13 protein-coding genes and 1 pseudogene are annotated in these 15,340 nt (G+C 67.9%); 6 read left to right on the forward strand and 8 right to left on the reverse strand.

The genetic code is table 11. The features are described 5' to 3' along the window. Positions 1–91: 91 nt before the first annotated feature. From P1L40_RS17185 to P1L40_RS17195, 3 genes are read right to left on the reverse strand one after another with little or no spacing between them, the layout of a single operon-like run. Positions 92–832, reverse strand: coding sequence for an ABC transporter permease (locus P1L40_RS17185; protein WP_284008838.1), 741 nt, complete (start codon positions 830–832; stop codon positions 92–94). Beyond that, the gene (locus P1L40_RS17190; protein ID WP_284008840.1) at positions 829–1,776 is read right to left on the reverse strand and encodes an ABC transporter ATP-binding protein; all 948 of its coding nucleotides are present in this window, start codon (positions 1,774–1,776) and stop codon (positions 829–831) included. The genes P1L40_RS17185 and P1L40_RS17190 overlap by 4 nt, the downstream gene beginning before the upstream one ends. A 40-nt stretch (positions 1,777–1,816) precedes the next feature. Continuing rightward, entirely contained in the window at positions 1,817–2,050 is a 234-nt protein-coding gene (locus P1L40_RS17195; protein ID WP_284008841.1) for an Rdx family protein, read from the reverse strand. A gap of 148 nt (positions 2,051–2,198) precedes the next feature. Here P1L40_RS17195 and P1L40_RS17200 point away from each other — a divergent pair, with 148 nt between their 5' ends. Both P1L40_RS17200 and P1L40_RS17205 read left to right on the forward strand, forming a co-directional pair. Further along, a complete protein-coding gene (locus tag P1L40_RS17200) occupies positions 2,199–4,166 on the forward strand; it encodes a methyl-accepting chemotaxis protein (protein WP_284008842.1) in 1,968 nt (655 codons plus the stop codon). 105 nt (positions 4,167–4,271) lie between these two features. Next, positions 4,272–6,524 (forward strand): NADP-dependent malic enzyme, encoded by a 2,253-nt coding sequence (locus tag P1L40_RS17205; RefSeq protein WP_284008843.1) that lies wholly within the window; start codon positions 4,272–4,274, stop codon positions 6,522–6,524. A gap of 185 nt (positions 6,525–6,709) precedes the next feature. Here P1L40_RS17205 and P1L40_RS17210 read toward each other — a convergent pair whose 3' ends face one another. Further along, positions 6,710–7,354 (reverse strand): ribonuclease H family protein, encoded by a 645-nt coding sequence (locus P1L40_RS17210; protein WP_284008844.1) that lies wholly within the window; start codon positions 7,352–7,354, stop codon positions 6,710–6,712. Positions 7,355–7,435: 81 nt separating this feature from the next. Next, complete coding sequence (locus P1L40_RS17215; protein WP_284008847.1) at positions 7,436–7,660, reverse strand: DUF7385 family protein; 225 nt, start codon at positions 7,658–7,660, stop codon at positions 7,436–7,438. A gap of 82 nt (positions 7,661–7,742) precedes the next feature. Between P1L40_RS17215 and P1L40_RS17220 the strand changes: the two genes are divergently transcribed. From P1L40_RS17220 to P1L40_RS17235, 4 genes and pseudogenes are all read left to right on the forward strand, one after another. Continuing rightward, positions 7,743–8,741, forward strand: a complete 999-nt coding sequence (locus P1L40_RS17220; protein WP_284008848.1) for a nicotinate-nucleotide--dimethylbenzimidazole phosphoribosyltransferase — start codon at positions 7,743–7,745, stop codon at positions 8,739–8,741. Beyond that, positions 8,738–10,074 (forward strand): annotated as a pseudogene (locus tag P1L40_RS17225) (cobyrinic acid a,c-diamide synthase). The gene P1L40_RS17220 and the pseudogene P1L40_RS17225 overlap by 4 nt, the downstream one beginning before the upstream one ends. 63 nt (positions 10,075–10,137) lie before the next feature. Next, complete coding sequence (gene dacZ / locus P1L40_RS17230) at positions 10,138–10,950, forward strand: diadenylate cyclase DacZ (RefSeq protein ID WP_284008849.1); 813 nt, start codon at positions 10,138–10,140, stop codon at positions 10,948–10,950. A 2-nt stretch (positions 10,951–10,952) separates the two neighbouring features. Continuing rightward, positions 10,953–11,747, forward strand: coding sequence for a mechanosensitive ion channel domain-containing protein (locus P1L40_RS17235; protein WP_284008851.1), 795 nt, complete (start codon positions 10,953–10,955; stop codon positions 11,745–11,747). Here P1L40_RS17235 and P1L40_RS17240 read toward each other — a convergent pair. The 3 genes from P1L40_RS17240 to purD all read right to left on the reverse strand — a co-directional run bounded on the left by P1L40_RS17240 (position 11,744) and on the right by purD (position 15,252). Next, a complete protein-coding gene (locus tag P1L40_RS17240; protein WP_284011085.1) occupies positions 11,744–12,229 on the reverse strand; it encodes an acyltransferase in 486 nt (161 codons plus the stop codon). The genes P1L40_RS17235 and P1L40_RS17240 overlap by 4 nt on opposite strands. 118 nt (positions 12,230–12,347) lie before the next feature. Beyond that, a complete protein-coding gene (locus P1L40_RS17245; RefSeq protein ID WP_284008852.1) occupies positions 12,348–13,844 on the reverse strand; it encodes a TrkH family potassium uptake protein in 1,497 nt (498 codons plus the stop codon). 112 nt (positions 13,845–13,956) lie between these two features. Next, positions 13,957–15,252 carry a phosphoribosylamine--glycine ligase gene (gene purD, locus P1L40_RS17250; protein ID WP_284008853.1) on the reverse strand — a complete coding sequence of 432 codons (1,296 nt, stop codon included), beginning with the start codon at positions 15,250–15,252 and terminating at the stop codon, positions 13,957–13,959. Between the last annotated feature and the right edge of the window lie 88 nt (positions 15,253–15,340).

Here is a 15,340-nt window from a genome sequence, read left to right on the forward strand (position 1 = left end):
TTATTGACGATTGTAGTTAATAATGGACGACCAGCACGGTACCGGAGTCGTTGCGGTAGTGTGACGGGACCGGAGCCAGGACCGATCGCTCTCAGTCCGTCCGGGGGAGGAGTCGGGCGGCGACGACGAACGCGAGGGCGGCACAGGCAGCCAGGATCGCAAACGGAACGAGCGTGTCGCCCGTTCCGGTCGTCGCCGCTCGGACACCCCGAGAGAAGTACGTCAGCGGCGAGAGCCAGGTGGGGAGCCACCCGGGCAACAGCGTCGGCGGGACGAACGTCTCAGAGAGGAACAACAACGGGAGCGCGATGCCGTTGCTCGCCGAGATGACACCGTCCTGTGAGCTGGCGAGACTGCCGATGAGGGCGCCGACGCCACAGAACAGCGCGACACCGAGGGCGACGAAGGGGAGCAACAGCGGCGACGGCCGGATCGAGGCGCCCGTCACGCCGACCATCAGGAACAACAGGAGCAGGCCGGCCAGTCCGATGACGACGACATTGACGGCCGTCTGGGCCAGCAGCCACTCGGTGCGGGTCAGCGGCGTCGTCGCCAGTTTCTCGAACCGGTTGCCGTCCCGGTGGCGCGCGACCTCGCTGCCGACGCGGGACAGCGGCGTGAACAGCACGACGACGGCGAGATAGCCGGGGACGTAGTAACTCGGCGGCTCGGTGAACAGCCCGCCGCCACCCGGTCGCGTCTGGACGAGCACGCCGAAGATGACGACGATGATCACCGGGAAGAAGAAGGTGAAAAAGACCGCGGTCCGTCGCCGCAGGAACGCCAGCGTCGCAGCGTGGGTCTCGGACCGGAGCCGCCCGAATCGGCTCATGCCGACTCACCCGCCTGTGGGGACTCGACAGTGCCGCGGGCGTCGCCGCTGTCGGTGACCGCGGTCCCGGTCAGTTCCAGGTACACGTCTTCGAGGTCGGGCTGTTCCCAGGTGAGGCTGTCGTAGCCGACGCCGGCCGCGTCGAGTTCGTCGACGACCCGGCCGATCGACTCCGGTCGGACCCCGTAGACGATCAGGCGGCCGTTCAGCCGCCGCATCCGGGCCGGATAGTCGATCGACTCGACCGCCGTCTCGTCGATGGGTCCGTCGACCACCAGTCGGCTGTCGCCGCCGTGGTCGGCGATCAGGTCTGCCGGTGAGCCGACAGTGACGAGTCGGCCGTCGTCCATGAGTCCGACCCGGTCCGCGAGCCGCTGGGCTTCTTCCATGTAGTGGGTCGTCACGACGATGGTCACCCCGCGGTCGGCCAATCCGTCGAGCAGCTCCCACATGTCCCGTCGGCCCGCGGGGTCGATGCCGGTCGTCGGCTCGTCGAGGATCAGCAGGTCCGGATCGTTGACGAGCGTGATCGCCACGCAGGTCCGGCGCTGTTGACCGCCCGAGAGGTTCTCGTAGGCGGTGTCGGCGTCCTCGGTGAGTCCGACATCCGACAGCACCGCGTCGACGGCTCTGGTCTCGTCGTACAGCCCGGCGTAGTAGTCGACCAGTTCGCGCGCACTCAACCGTTCGTGGGGGGTAAACGCCTGCGGGAGCAGTCCGATCCGGTCGCGGTCGACCGTCCGCGGGGACTGTCCGAACAGCTCTACCCGACCGGTGGCGTCGGTCGTTCCGGTGAGCGCGCGAACGAGCGTCGTCTTCCCGGCGCCGTTGGGGCCGACAAGCGCGAGCACCTCGCCGCCACGGACCGAAAGCGAGACGCCGTCGACTGCGACGGTGTCGCCGTACTGCCGTCTGACATCTTCGGCGACCAGTACCTCGTCCATGCTGGCTGGTCCGGCCGCCCCGCCGAAAGCCGTTCCGTTCTCAGAGCACGTCCCGAACCGTCCGGACGAGTCCGTCGACATCGTAGTCGCCGTCCTCATCCTTGTCGTAGACCGTCTCGCCGTCGACGGTCACCCGGAACACGCCGTGGTCGCCCATGACCAAGCGGAGCTCGTCGATGTCGCTCTCCAGCCCGTTGAGAATCGCTTGCTGCACGCTCAGGGCGCGGTCGCGGAACCCACACGGCACACAGTACTCGATAGCCACCTCGCTCATACCCTCGCGCTGGACCGCCGGCGGTAAATGTCTGTCCCGTCTCCGCGGTGGTGTCTGGTTGAGAGTGCGACAGCTTCGGCCGGTGCCACCGCTTCCGGGGTGCGGGGTTTTATATAATCGTTGGTGAAATTTGTTCGTGTTCGTAGGCATGTTTCGATCTCGGCTCCGGGAGTGGCTCGACAGTAGCACGGACAGCACCGAACCGACCGTCGCCGAGACCGACGGGGGAACAGCGGTTCACAGCGCAGACGCCGGGAGCACAGTCGCGGCGTCGTACGATCCGGACCCGCAGCGAGTCCCGTCGCGTCTCGAGGCGACCGACGCGCTCCCGGCCGCACGACGGCAGCTCTCCGAGCAACTGGAACACGCGGACGGCGATGTCGCCGCAATCGTCGAGGAGTACCGTACTGCCGGCGTCTGTCGGGACGCCTTCGTCGAGACCCAGGCTGTCGCCAGGGACGCGCTCGTCGAGGCTGCCTTCGACACCCTCCGGGACGCCCTCGCCGAGGACGCTCGGGGGACCCTCGACGCCGTCGAAGCGGACCTACTGACCGAACTGGACACGGTTACCGAGACCACACAGACCGGACTCGACGCCTTCGCGTCGGCGGGAGAGACCGAAGGGACCGGTGAGCCGGCGGGAGAAGCCGAGGAGACTAGAGAGCCGGGGGCCGAGAGCGCGCTCTCGATCGATTTCCACGACGTGCTCCACCACATCGGCACGCCGCTTTTCGTCCTCGATACGGACGGCGGCGTGGTGACCTGGAACAGTTCGCTCGCCGAACTCACCGGGGTCGAGGAGGCCGAGGCGAAGTCGATGGAGATGGCGAGCATGGCGTTTTACCCCGACGGCCGTCGGGCGAAGACCCTCGCCGACAAGGTGCTTGACGCCCCCGAACAGACCCACACGGAGTACGACGTTCCGAAGGTCGAGTCGGCTGACTTCACCCTGTATCGAGACACGAGCGTCATGCAGGACCAGTACGGCGAGGACCGGCACATCTCGTTCAGCGCGGCCCCCATCTACGACGGCGGCGAGGTGGTCGCGGTCGTCGAGATGGTCCAGGACCGGACCGACGAGGCCGAGCGACACACCGAGATCACGTCGCTCGTCGAGGAACTGAGCACGACGATGCAGGCGCTGGAACGGGGCGACCTCGACGCCCGCGCGTCCGTCGAGTCGACGGACCACATCGACGAGGCACTGCTCGACGTGGTCGACTCGCTCAACAACATGGCGGCGCGCCACGAGTCCATGACCGAGCAGGTCGACGAACAGACCGCCGAGCTGGCGAGCGCGATCGATCAGACCGCCTCGGCCGCCAGGACCGTCGAGCAACAGGTCACACAGCAGGCCGAGACGCTGTCGACGGCGGCCGACAACGTCCACGACGTGAGCGCGGGGATGCAACAGGTCGCGGCGACCTCGAACGAGGTCGCGGCCTCGGCCGACCGCGCCCTCGCGGCGGCTGAAGACGGCGCGGAAGCGAGCGAAACCGTCCAGGACGTGACGGACACGCTGACCGAGACGAGCGAAGAACTCGTCGACAGCGTCACCGACCTCGAATCCCGGATGGACGAGGTGAGCGAGGTCGTCGAAGTCATCGCCGACGTGGCCGAACAGACGAACATGCTCGCGTTGAACGCCAACATCGAGGCGGCACGCGCCGGCGAGAGCGGGAGCGGCTTCGCGGTCGTCGCCGACGAGGTCAAGACACTGGCAAACGAGACCAGCGACCACGCCGCCGAGATCTCAGACAGCATCGACACGATCCAGGCGCAGGCCACCGAGACGGCCGAGATGGTCGAGACCTCGCACGAACAGGTCCAGCGCGCCGAGTCCGAGATCGACGAGGCGCTCGCGGCGCTGGACGAGATCAGCGACGCCGTCGAGTCGGCGGCGACCGGAATCCAGGAGGTCGCCGACGCGAACGACGACCAGGCCAGCGCCATCGAGAACATCACGTCGACGATCGAGGACGCACGCGAACACGCCCGTGCTGCCGAGGACGCGACCGACCAGATCGTCGCCGCCACGGATCAACAGACCGCCGCCGTCGAGGAACTCGTCACCCGCGTCGAGGAACTGTCCGACGACGGCACGCGCTCGGTGTGACGGGCCGCCTGCATCCACTGCCGGCGGGGTACGACGATTGTCGATTTTCCCTTCGATGTTTGTCGCGAAACGCGCCTTTTTCTTGATCCGGGGACACCTCTCGGCATGGGACTCGACGAGGACGCGCTTGACTACCACAGTCAGGACCCACCAGGGAAGATCGAGATCGCGACGACGAAGCCGACCAACACGCAGCGGGACCTCTCGCTCGCGTACTCCCCGGGCGTCGCTGCCCCGTGCGAGGAGATCGCCGCCGATCGGGAGCAGGCCTACACGTACACGGCCAAGGGGAACCTGGTCGGCGTCGTCTCCAACGGCTCGGCGGTGCTGGGGCTGGGCGACATCGGCCCCGAGGCCTCCAAACCGGTCATGGAGGGCAAGGGCGTGTTGTTCAAACGGTTCGCCGACATCGACGTGTTCGACATCGAACTCGACACCCACGATGTCGACACGATGGTCCAGACGATCAGCACGATGGGGCCGACCTTCGGGGGCATCAACCTCGAAGACATCAAGGCGCCGGAGTGTTTCGAGATCGAGCGCCGACTCCGCGAGCAGATGGACATTCCGGTGTTCCACGACGACCAGCACGGGACGGCGATCATCTCCGGGGCGGCGCTGTTGAACGCGGCCGACATCGCCGACAAGGACCTCTCGGACCTCGACATCGTCTTCTCGGGGGCCGGGGCGTCCGCCATCGCGACCGCCCGGTTCTACGTCTCGCTGGGCGCCGACAAATCGAACATCACCATGTGTGACTCCTCGGGGATCATCACGACCGATCGGGCCGAGACCGAGGGGCTCAACGAGTTCAAACAGGAGTTCGCCAGCGACGTTTCCGGGGGCGACCTCGCTGACGCGATGGCCGGCGCGGACGTGTTCGTCGGGCTCTCGGTGGGCGGCATCGTCGACGAGACGATGGTCCAGTCGATGGCGTCGGACCCGATCGTCTTCGCCATGGCCAACCCCGACCCGGAGATCGACTACGAGACGGCCAAACAGGCCAGAGACGACACGGTCATCATGGCGACGGGGCGCTCTGACTACCCGAACCAGGTCAACAACGTCCTCGGGTTCCCGTTCATCTTCCGGGGCGCCCTGGACGTTCGGGCGACCGAGATCAACGAAGCGATGAAAGTCGCCGCCGCCGAGGCGCTGGCCGAACTGGCCCGACAGGACGTGCCCGACGCCGTCGTCAAGGCCTACGGCGACCAGCCGTTGCAGTTCGGCGCCGACTACATCATCCCGAAGCCGCTCGATCCGCGGGTCCTGTTCGAGGTGACGCCGGCCGTCGCCCGCGCCGCGATGGACAGCGGTGCGGCGCGGAAAGACCTCGATCTGGACGCCTACGTCGAGCGCCTGGAGGCCCGGCTGGGCAAGTCCAGAGAGATGATGCGGGTGGTCCTCAACAAGGCCAAGAGCGACCCGAAGCGGGTCGTGCTGGCGGAGGGCCACGACGAGAAGATGATCCGGGCGGCCTACCAGCTCGTCGACCAGGGGATCGCCGAGCCGATCCTGCTGGGCGACGCCGACGAGATCGAGGCCACCCGCCGACGGTTCGGGCTGGAGTTCGACCCCGTCGTGGTCGACCCCGAGAGCGCCGATGTCGACGCCTACGCCGACCGGCTCTACGAACTCCGACAGCGCAAGGGGATCACCCGGCGCGAGGCCGAGGACCTGGTCCGGGACAGCAACTACCTGGGCAGCGTGATGGTCGAGATGGGCGACGCCGACGCGATGCTGACCGGGCTGACCCACCACTACCCGTCGGCGCTCCGGCCGCCGCTGCAGGTCATCGGCACCGCCGAGGACGCCGACTACGCGGCCGGCGTCTACATGCTGACGTTCAAGAACCGCGTCGTCTTCTGTGCCGACACCACCGTCAATCAGGACCCCGACGCGGCCGTCCTGGCCGAGGTGACCAAACACACCGCGGATCTGGCCCGGCGGTTCAACGTCGAGCCACGCGCGGCGATGCTGTCGTACTCGAACTTCGGCAGCGTCGACAATCCGGGGACGCGAAAGCCCCGGAAAGCGGTCGAACGCCTCCAGAGCGACGCGACGGTCGACTTCCAGGTCGACGGCGAGATGCAGGCCGACACCGCCGTCGTCGAGGACATCCTCGAAGACACCTACGACTTTGCCGACCTCGACGGCCCGGCGAACGTCCTCGTCTTCCCGAACCTCGAAGCGGGCAACATCGGCTACAAGCTCCTGCAACGGCTGGGTGGCGCGGAAGCCATCGGCCCGATGCTGGTCGGGATGGACAAACCCGTCCACGTCCTCCAGCGCGGCGACGAGGTCAAAGACATCGTGAACCTCGCGGGCGTGGCGGTCGTCGACGCGCAACAGGAGTAGCGGTTCGGAGCCAAAGGAGGCACACCGATCCGACCGGTCCCCGCGTGTGGGCGGGTTCAGGAACAGCGCGTCGGGGACGCCGACGGCAGCGAGTCGAGTGAGCCTGTCGCCCGGAGACAGTCGACAGCGCACGCAGAATGGGGAGGGGGACCCTGTGGGGACGGCGGCCGGCTCCCGAACTGCCCTCAGTCCGACGCTTCACCACGTTCGGACCGGGAAGGCGGTGGGACCCGGTCGTCGGTGGTGGTCGTCCGTGGGAGCACGCAGCGGTCGGGTTCACCGTTGACGTGTGCGTACTGGTCTGGTGCGTTGGCCAGCGGGTGAGCCGGGTTCCGGTCGCCCGAAATCCGGGCCGCCCTGACCTCCGCGAAGCCGTTCAGCCGAGCCTGGATACCACGCCAGTGCAGCCCCGTCCGTCGGGGGACGGTGACGGCGTGTGGCGGGTCGTAGACGGAACCGTGTGTCGCGAGCACCTCGGCGTTGACGTTGCCCGCTAGCTGGTCGTGGTCGATGAGCAACCCGATCCGGGCGTCCCGAGGCGCACGCGCCGCCAGCACGTCGAGTCCGAGGTGGAGTGCGCGATACTCCGCGACGTTGTTGTCCGGGGCCGTGTCGGGCACCGACAGCCGTGTGACGCGCTCGCCGTCGAAGGTCTCGATGACGACGCCCAGCCCGCCGCCGTACTCCGTCGTCTCGCCGGCGTGAGGTCTGAAGGAACCGTCTGTGGCGAGGTAGAAGTCCCGATGGTGGCTTCGGGGTGGGTGCGCGATGTGCGGCGTCGGTGATTCATCGAACAGGTCTCGAAGGGTCGGCCGGCCGTATGCGGCCATACACCCGCTTGACGGTGCTTGATATTAAATATGCGGCCTGAAACGGGCGGATGCAAGCGGCTGTGCGAATCCGCTCGGCTTCTACTTGTGGGTGAACAACACGACGTTGCCGTCGTGGACGGTCGTACAGAGGTCCATCTCGAAGTCGAGGTTCAGGGACGTGAACTCCTGTTTGCAGACGACCATGTCGTCGAAGGGCTGTTCACACGAGGGACAGGCGACGGCAGTCGTGTTCTGGTACGATTTGATCGCCTCGTTGTCCTCACGGGGCGTCAGCGACGAGACGAGTTCGTCGAAATCCTCCATACACGCGGTGGCGGCTGCTGTGGGTATAAATCACACGCCGCGATCCGGTGGGTTAATCACCGCCCGCGAGCGTGGCCTCTCCATGCACGAGACGCGGTTCGTCCTGGCGGCGGGGACGACGGCGACGGCCGAGCGTGACGGCATCAGCGCCGCGGGGGCCGATCCGGCGATGGTGGGAACGACGCCGTCGGCCGACGCGGAGCTACTCACGTACGGTCGGCCGGTCAGGACCGAGACGGTCCCTGTCAGTCCCGAGGGCTGTCCCACGCCGGCGCTGGTCACGCGAGCGGTCCGGGACCGTGTCGGCTTCGACGTGACCGTCGTCGACGCCGGGGTGGCGGAACCGACCGCCGCACCGACGGTGTCGGTCGGGGCGAAACCCGGCCGCGACATCGCCGAGCAGGACACGGTGCCGACGGCCTACGGCGCCTTCGAGGCGGCCAGACAGTTCGGCCGGGCGCTGCCCAACGCCGAACTGTGGCTCGCCGAGACGATTCCGGGCGGGACCACGACTGCGCTGGGTGTGTTGCGGGCGCTCGGTGAGGACGTGATGGTCTCCTCCTCGCTGCCGGAGAACCCGATCGAGCGGAAGCGCGAACTCGTCGCGGAGGGGTTGGCCGCCAGTTCGCTCGACGCCGGCGACGCTGCCGGACAGCCAAAGCGGGCGCTCCGGCGGATGGGCGACCCGGTGCTCGCGACGCTGTCGGGCCTGACCGCCGGGGCCGTCGAGACGGACACTGCGGTGACACTCGCCGGCGGGAGCCAGCAACTCGCCGTCGCCGCGCTGGTCCGCCACGGCGGCTACGAGGGACCGCTGTCGCTGGCGACGACCAGCTACGTGGCCGAGGACCCGACGGCGGACCTCCGGGCCGGCGCCGACGCGTTCGACCTCGATCTGACGGTCACCGATCCCGGTTTCGACCGCGAAGACCACGTCGGCATGACCCGGTTCGTCGCCGGCGAAGCGAAGGAGGGCGTCGGGATGGGCGGCGCGCTCGCGCTTGCCGAGCGGGCCGGCGTCCCGATGGCCGCGGTCCGCGAGTCGTTCGCCGACAGCTACGCGCAACTGCTCGACGGATGAAGGGAGTCGTCCTCGCGGGCACCCAGTCGGGCGTCGGCAAGACCGTCGCGACGCTGGCGACGCTGGTCGCCCTCGAATCGGCGGGTCGGGACGTGCAACCGGCCAAGGCCGGCCCGGACTTCATCGACCCGAGTCACCACCGCACGGTGACCGACACGCCCTCCCGCAGTCTGGACCCGTGGCTGTCCGGGTCGGAGGGTACCCGCCGGACCTACTGGCGCGGCGACGGCGATGTCTGTGTCGTCGAGGGAATGATGGGGCTGTACGACGGGAGCGTCTGCTCGACGGCCCGGGTCGCGGCCTGTCTCGACCTCCCGGTAGTCCTCGTGGTCGACGCCAGCGCGGGGATGGAGAGCGTCGCCGCGACGGCGCTTGGGTTCCGGGCGTACGCCGACCGCGTCGACGCCGACGTCGATGTCGTCGGCGTCCTCGCCCAGCAGGCCCACGGCGGCCGCCACGCCGAGGGGATCCGCGAGGCGCTTCCCGAGGAGTTGACCTACTTCGGCCGGATTCCTCCGCGTTCGGACCTGGAGATACCCGACCGCCACCTGGGGCTCGTGCTGGGCGAGGAGTCCCCGGTCGACCGCGAGGCGCTGGCGGCCGCTGCCGAGGGCGTCCGGACGGATCGACTGCTGGCGGCGATGGAACCGGCACGGCGACCAGCCGGCTCGGGACAGACGACCCGCCGACGGCCGACGCCCCGGCGACGCCGACCGTCGCCGTCGCCCGGGACGAGGCGTTCTGTTTCGTCTACCCCTCGACGGTCGAACGGCTCCGACAGGGCGCGACCGTCGAACAGTTCTCGCCGGTCGCCGGGGACCCGCTGCCCGACGCCGACGCCGTCTACCTCCCGGGTGGCTACCCCGAGCGGTTCGGCCCCGAACTGGCCGACTCAGTGACGCTCGACGACCTGGCCGACCGAGCGGCCGACGGCGTCCCGATCTACGGGGAGTGTGGCGGCCTGATGGCGCTGTCGGAGTCGCTGACGACGACCGAGGGCGACAGCTACGGGATGGCGGGTGTCCTCCCGGCACAGGTCCGAATGCGAGACCGGTACCAGGCACTCGATCACGTGGAACTCCGCGCTCGGCGGGCGACGGTGACCGCCGGCGCGGGCGACCGGCGCCGCGGCCACGAGTTCCACTACTCCGAGGCGTCGGTCGCCGACGACGCGACGCTCGTGTTCGACGTGATCCGGGGCGAGGGAATCGACGGCGAGCGGGACGGACTGACCGAGTACCGGACGCTGGGGACGTACGCGCACTGCCACGCCGAGAGCGGTGCGTTCGATACACTCCTCTCTGCGAGCGTCGAGCCAGGGCCTCGACGCTGACCGCCGATCAGGGCCGTCAGCCGCCCGCAACCTTTTTTCCGATATGGATGCGTGGTAGGGACAATGACCGAGTTGCAGGAGTTGTTAGACGATGTCGTCGCCGGTGTCGACGCGGTGTTCCTCTTCTCGCCGACGGCCGCGTTCTTCGAGCGGTTCCAGGACGGCACCGACCTCCCGCTCGTGGTCGTCGCCGACGAGAACGCCGTCGGGGCCGAAGAGTTCGTCGAACTCCCGATCGAGTTTACCGACCTCGAAGGCCGGGTCCGTTTCGGGATCGAAGGGGCCCTAGAACGGGAGGTCGTCGAAGAGGGCGACGAGATCGTCTGCGTCGCGGACCTCTTCGGTGGGACCGAGAACTCGATCGTCCGGATCCAGACGGACACGTTCTCGCCGTCGGGTGTCTACGATCTGTTCACCAACTCCCGGGCCGAACCCGCCGTCGTCCGTGACGTACTGGAGGTGGCCATCGAACTCGGGAAGAAAGGCCAGAAGGGGAAACCGGTCGGCGCCCTGTTCGTCGTCGGCGACGCCGGGAAGGTGATGAACAAGTCCCGCCCGCTGTCGTACAACCCCTTCGAGAAGTCCCACGTCCACGTCGGCGACCCGATCGTCAACGTGATGCTCAAGGAGTTCTCGCGGCTCGACGGTGCCTTCATCATCTCTGACTCGGGGAAGATCGTCTCGGCGTACCGGTACCTCGAACCCTCGGCCGAGGGCGTCGACATCCCGAAGGGCCTCGGTGCCCGGCACATGGCCGGCGGTGCGATCACGCGGGACACGAACGCGACTGCCATCGTCCTCTCGGAGAGCGACGGGATGGTCCGGGCGTTCAAAGGCGGTGAACTCGTCCTGGAGATCGATCCAGAGGAGTACTGACGATGCAGTCTGGATTCAACTGGCCCGACGCCATCCGGACGATATTCTCGCCGAAAGGGACGTTCATCATCTCCGTCGCCGTCCTCTTTCTGGGGATCGTCGTCGGCTATCTCGTCTGGCGCGCCTCGCGGCGGTTCATGGCCGAACTCGGCGTCACCGAGGCCGTCGAGGGGACTCCCTTCGAGCGAACCGCCCGGAGCCTGGGGACCTCGACGGTCGGGATCATCTCGAACCTCGCGGCGCTTTTCATCTACGTCATCGCGATCACGATCGCGCTCAACATCGCGCAGTTGGTCAGTCCCGCGGCCTACTGGGCACGCCTGACCGAGTTCCTGCCGGATCTGTTCATCGCCGCCTTCGCCATCATCGTCGGCCTGATCGCCGCCGACAAGGCGAAACTCGTCGTCTCCGAACGCCTCCGGAGTGTCAAGATGCCGGAGGCGACCGTGCTCCCGGAACTCGTCAAGTACAGCATCTTCTATCTCGCGCTGTTGATCGCGCTGGGGCAACTCGGCGTCGACACGCTGGCCCTGCTGATCCTGCTGGCCGCCTACGCCTTCGGCCTCGTGTTCCTCTGTGGGCTGGCGTTCCGCGATCTGCTGTCCGCGGGGGCAGCCGGTATCTACCTCCTGTTGACCGAACCGTACAGTATCGGCGACGAGGTCATCATCGACGACCACGAGGGGATCGTCCAGGAAGTCGACATGTTCGTCACCCACGTCGAGAGCGACGGCCGGGAGTACATCATCCCGAACCAACAGGTCCTCCAGTCGGGGATCGTCCGGGTTCGGAACTAGTCGGGGGAGTGCTCACCGCCGACGGGCGTCGCCGGCACCCCCGCGACGGTCGTTTCCGGCGGCACGTCTTCGGCGACCAGGGAGTTCGCCGCGACCTGTGCGTCGGCGCCGATCTCGACGCCCGGGAGGACGACCGCGCCGGCACCGATCATCGCCCGCTCGCCGACGACGACCTCGCCGGTCCGGTACTCGTCCTGGAGGAACTCGTGACAGAGGATCGTCGCGTCGTAGCCGACGATAGCGTCGGCTTCAAGCGTGATGAGCTCCGGGAAGAACACGTCCGGCGTCGCCGTCAGGCCCAGCGCGACGCCCTCGCCGACGGTCGCACCCAGCCGTCGGAGCAGCCAGTTCTTGAACTGCAGGCTCGGCGAGTACCGGACGGTCCAGATCAGGACCGCGTTGAGCATGAGGCCGAGCGGAGACTTCGCCTCCGGCCAGTGCAGCAGGGAGTTTCGCGGCCCCGGCGTCGGCGTCCGAGTCAGGCGGTCGTGGCGGCTCTCACTGCTCCGAGGCTCCGCCTCGCCGTCGTCACCGTCCGGCCCGGACGCCTGCGTATCGCTCACGTCGACCCGTAGGACGGCCGCTCCCTTGAACGCCTCGCTACCGTCGCCAGAACGTCGGCGTCAGCAACACCAACACCGGGACGATCTCGATGCGCCCGACCCACATCAGCAGGAACATGACGACCTTGCTCGACCAGGCAAAGCCCGCGTAGGTCCCGTACGGCCCCGCCTGTCCGAACGCCGGCCCGATGTTGAAAAACATCGAGGCGGCCGCCGACAGTGCTTCGAACTCCGTCAGCGGGACGTTCGCCCGTTCGCCGTCCGCGACGAGGATCACGGTCCCCACCAGAAAAAACACCAGCGCCACGAGCGTGTAGGCGTACACGTCCCGGACCGTCGACTCGTCGACGACCTCCTCGCCGAGTCGCACCGGCACGATGCTCCGCGGGTGGGCGGCGACGTTGAGGTCACGCCAGAACGACTTCGAGACGATCAGCCACCGCAGCGCCTTCAGCGAGCAGGTCGTGCTGCCGGCCATCCCGCCGATGAACATACAGCTAAACAGGATGTGTTTGGCCGCGGCGGACCAGGTGTTGAAGTCGGTCGAGGCGTAGCCGGTCGTCGTCACGATCGAGGCCGTCTGGAAGACCGCGTGACGGACGGTCGGTTCGATCCCGCCCGGGATCGTCCGGTTGGCGAACAACAACCCTGTCAGGAGGACGCTGACGGTGAGCAAGACGCCGACGTAGAACCGGAACTCGGGGCTCTCCCGGAGCCGACCGACATTGCCACGGAGGACCGCGTAGATGAGGACGAAGTTCGTCGCGCCGACGACCATGAACAGGACTGTCGCCCACTGGACGGCCGGCGAGAACGCGCCGAGGCTCTCGGCCCGCGGCGAGAACCCGGCGGTGGCGATCGAGGTCAGGGCGTGGGCGACGGCGTCGTAGACGGTCATGTTCGGCGCCACCCCCACCGCACCGAGCGCGAGCAGTACCAGGGTCGCGCCGACGGTGAGCCCGAGATAGAGGCGCCCGAGGATCTTCGCCGTGTCCTCGATCCCCGGCGTGAGTTTCGTCACGTCCTCCGTGCGGGATTCGGTCTCCATCAACTGCGCGCCGGCGACCGAGAGCCGGGACAGCACGGCGGTCGCGAGCAGCAAGACGCCCAGTCCGCCGAGCCACTGGAGGACCTGCCGCCACAGCAGCAACGCCCGCGAGTGGGCATCGAAATCCCGGATGACCGTCGCGCCGGTCGTCGTGATCCCGCTCATGCCCTCGAAGGCGGCGTTTATCGGGCTCGAAAAGACGCCGGTCCCCTCGATCACCATCGGAATCGCGCCGACGACGGCGATCGACAGCCAGGCCAGCGACACGGTCAGGAACGCCTCGCGGTCGTCGATCCGTCGTCGGGGAAACTGCGCGAGGGTCGTCCCGACACCGACCGAGACCGCGATGGTGGCGAGATACGGCATCGGCGACTCGCCGTAGGCGAGAGCGGCGATCAGGGGGACGAGAAGGGGGACCGCGAGGTACTGCAGGATCGATCCGAGGACGTTCAGCGACGACCGTACGTCGACCGTCGTCAGCGACACGGGCAGTCACCCCTCGGACTGCCTTCCCGCTCCCCGTCACCGACACCGATGTCTCCGAACACGACGGGGGATACACGGACCGGACTCTTGAAACCACCTCGCGTGCTGCGGGTCAGTGCTCGCCGCGGATCTCGGCCATGTGGTCGATGCGCTGCTGGACGAGCTCCGCCGTCCCGATGTCGTGGCGGACCCGAAGCCCCTCGGTGCCGGCCCGTTCGAGCGCGTCCTCGGCGATCGTCTCTGCCTCGCTGATGCTGTCGGCGATGCCGACGACGGCATACGAGCGCGACGTGGTGGTGTAGATGCCGTCCTCGCGCTGATCGACGCTGGCGTAGAACAACAGCGCGTCGCCAGCGTTGTCCTCGTCGATGGTCACCCGTGCGCCTGCTTCCGGATCGGTCGGGTAGCCGTCGGGAACGGCGTACTTACACACGGTCGCCTTGGGCTGGAAGGACAGCTGTGGCAGCGCTTCCTCGTCCCGGGCGGCGGTCAACACGTCGAGGAACGGGGTGTTCAGCACGGGGAGCGTGTTCATCGCCTCGGGGTCGCCAAAGCGGGCGTTGAACTCCACGACTTTCGGCCCCTCGCTGGTGAGCATGAACTGGCCGTAGAGGACGCCCTTGTATCCGTCCAGGGCCTCGACGGTCGCCTCGATCACGTCGACGGCGGCCATGTAGTCGCCCTCGTCCATGAACGGTAGTTCGAGGCCGGCGTCGGTGTAACTCCCCATCCCGCCGGTGTTTGGCCCCTCGTCGCCCTCGTAGGCCCGTTTGTGGTCCTGGACGGCCGGCGTGACGCGGACCTCGCCGTTGGCGACGAACGCCTGGACGGTGAACTCCTCGCCGACGAGACGCTCTTCGAGGACGATCCGGTCGTAGCCCGACTCGCGGATGTACTCCTTGGCTTCCGCTTTGGTGATCTGGTCGCCCGTGACACGGACGCCCTTCCCGCCAGTGAGGCCGGCGGGCTTGATCGCCAGGTCGCCCTCGTAGTCGTCGACGTACTCGCAGGCGGCCTCCATGTCGTCGAAGGTCGCGAAGTCCGGACAGCCCGGGATGTCGTTGTCACGCATGAACCGCCGCTGGAAGGCTTTGTCCGTCTCGATGCGGGCCTCGGCCTCCTGTGGGCCGAAGGCGTAGACGCCGGCGTCGTCAAGCGCGTCGGCGACGCCCGCGGCCAGCGGTGCCTCCGGACCGACGACGGCGAGCGTCGCGTCGACCTCGCGAGCGTAGGTCGTCACGGCCGTCGGGTTGGTCGTATCGAGCGTCTCGAACCCCTCGGCCAGCGCGGCGATTCCGGGGTTACGGTTGCCGGCACAGGCGTAGAGGTCGGCGTCGGACACCGCGAGCGCACGCGCGACGGCGTGTTCGCGGCCGCCGCCGCCCACGAGCAGCACAGTCTCTGTCATATCCGAAGCCGCGACGGGAACGGACGTAAGTATTGCTCTCTCGGTGCGCGCCGGTGGCTGCCCGGCGCGTCCCTTTTCCCCGCGGCAC

The organism is Haloarcula pelagica (assembly GCF_030127105.1).
GTDB classification, from domain to species: Archaea; Halobacteriota; Halobacteria; order Halobacteriales; family Haloarculaceae; genus Haloarcula; species Haloarcula pelagica.

Excerpts from the sequence above, each read along its gene's own strand:
- P1L40_RS17185 (WP_284008838.1), bottom strand. The coding sequence starts at position 832 with ATGAGCCGATTCGGGCGGCTCCGGTCCGAGACCCACGCTGCGACGCTG.
- P1L40_RS17190 (WP_284008840.1), bottom strand. The coding sequence starts at position 1,776 with ATGGACGAGGTACTGGTCGCCGAAGATGTCAGACGGCAGTACGGCGAC.
- P1L40_RS17195 (WP_284008841.1), bottom strand. The coding sequence starts at position 2,050 with ATGAGCGAGGTGGCTATCGAGTACTGTGTGCCGTGTGGGTTCCGCGAC.
- P1L40_RS17200 (WP_284008842.1), top strand. The coding sequence starts at position 2,199 with ATGTTTCGATCTCGGCTCCGGGAGTGGCTCGACAGTAGCACGGACAGC.
- P1L40_RS17205 (WP_284008843.1), top strand. The coding sequence starts at position 4,272 with ATGGGACTCGACGAGGACGCGCTTGACTACCACAGTCAGGACCCACCA.
- P1L40_RS17210 (WP_284008844.1), bottom strand. The coding sequence starts at position 7,354 with ATGGCCGCATACGGCCGGCCGACCCTTCGAGACCTGTTCGATGAATCA.
- P1L40_RS17215 (WP_284008847.1), bottom strand. The coding sequence starts at position 7,660 with ATGGAGGATTTCGACGAACTCGTCTCGTCGCTGACGCCCCGTGAGGAC.
- P1L40_RS17220 (WP_284008848.1), top strand. The coding sequence starts at position 7,743 with ATGCACGAGACGCGGTTCGTCCTGGCGGCGGGGACGACGGCGACGGCC.
- dacZ (WP_284008849.1), top strand. The coding sequence starts at position 10,138 with ATGACCGAGTTGCAGGAGTTGTTAGACGATGTCGTCGCCGGTGTCGAC.
- P1L40_RS17235 (WP_284008851.1), top strand. The coding sequence starts at position 10,953 with ATGCAGTCTGGATTCAACTGGCCCGACGCCATCCGGACGATATTCTCG.
- purD (WP_284008853.1), bottom strand. The coding sequence starts at position 15,252 with ATGACAGAGACTGTGCTGCTCGTGGGCGGCGGCGGCCGCGAACACGCC.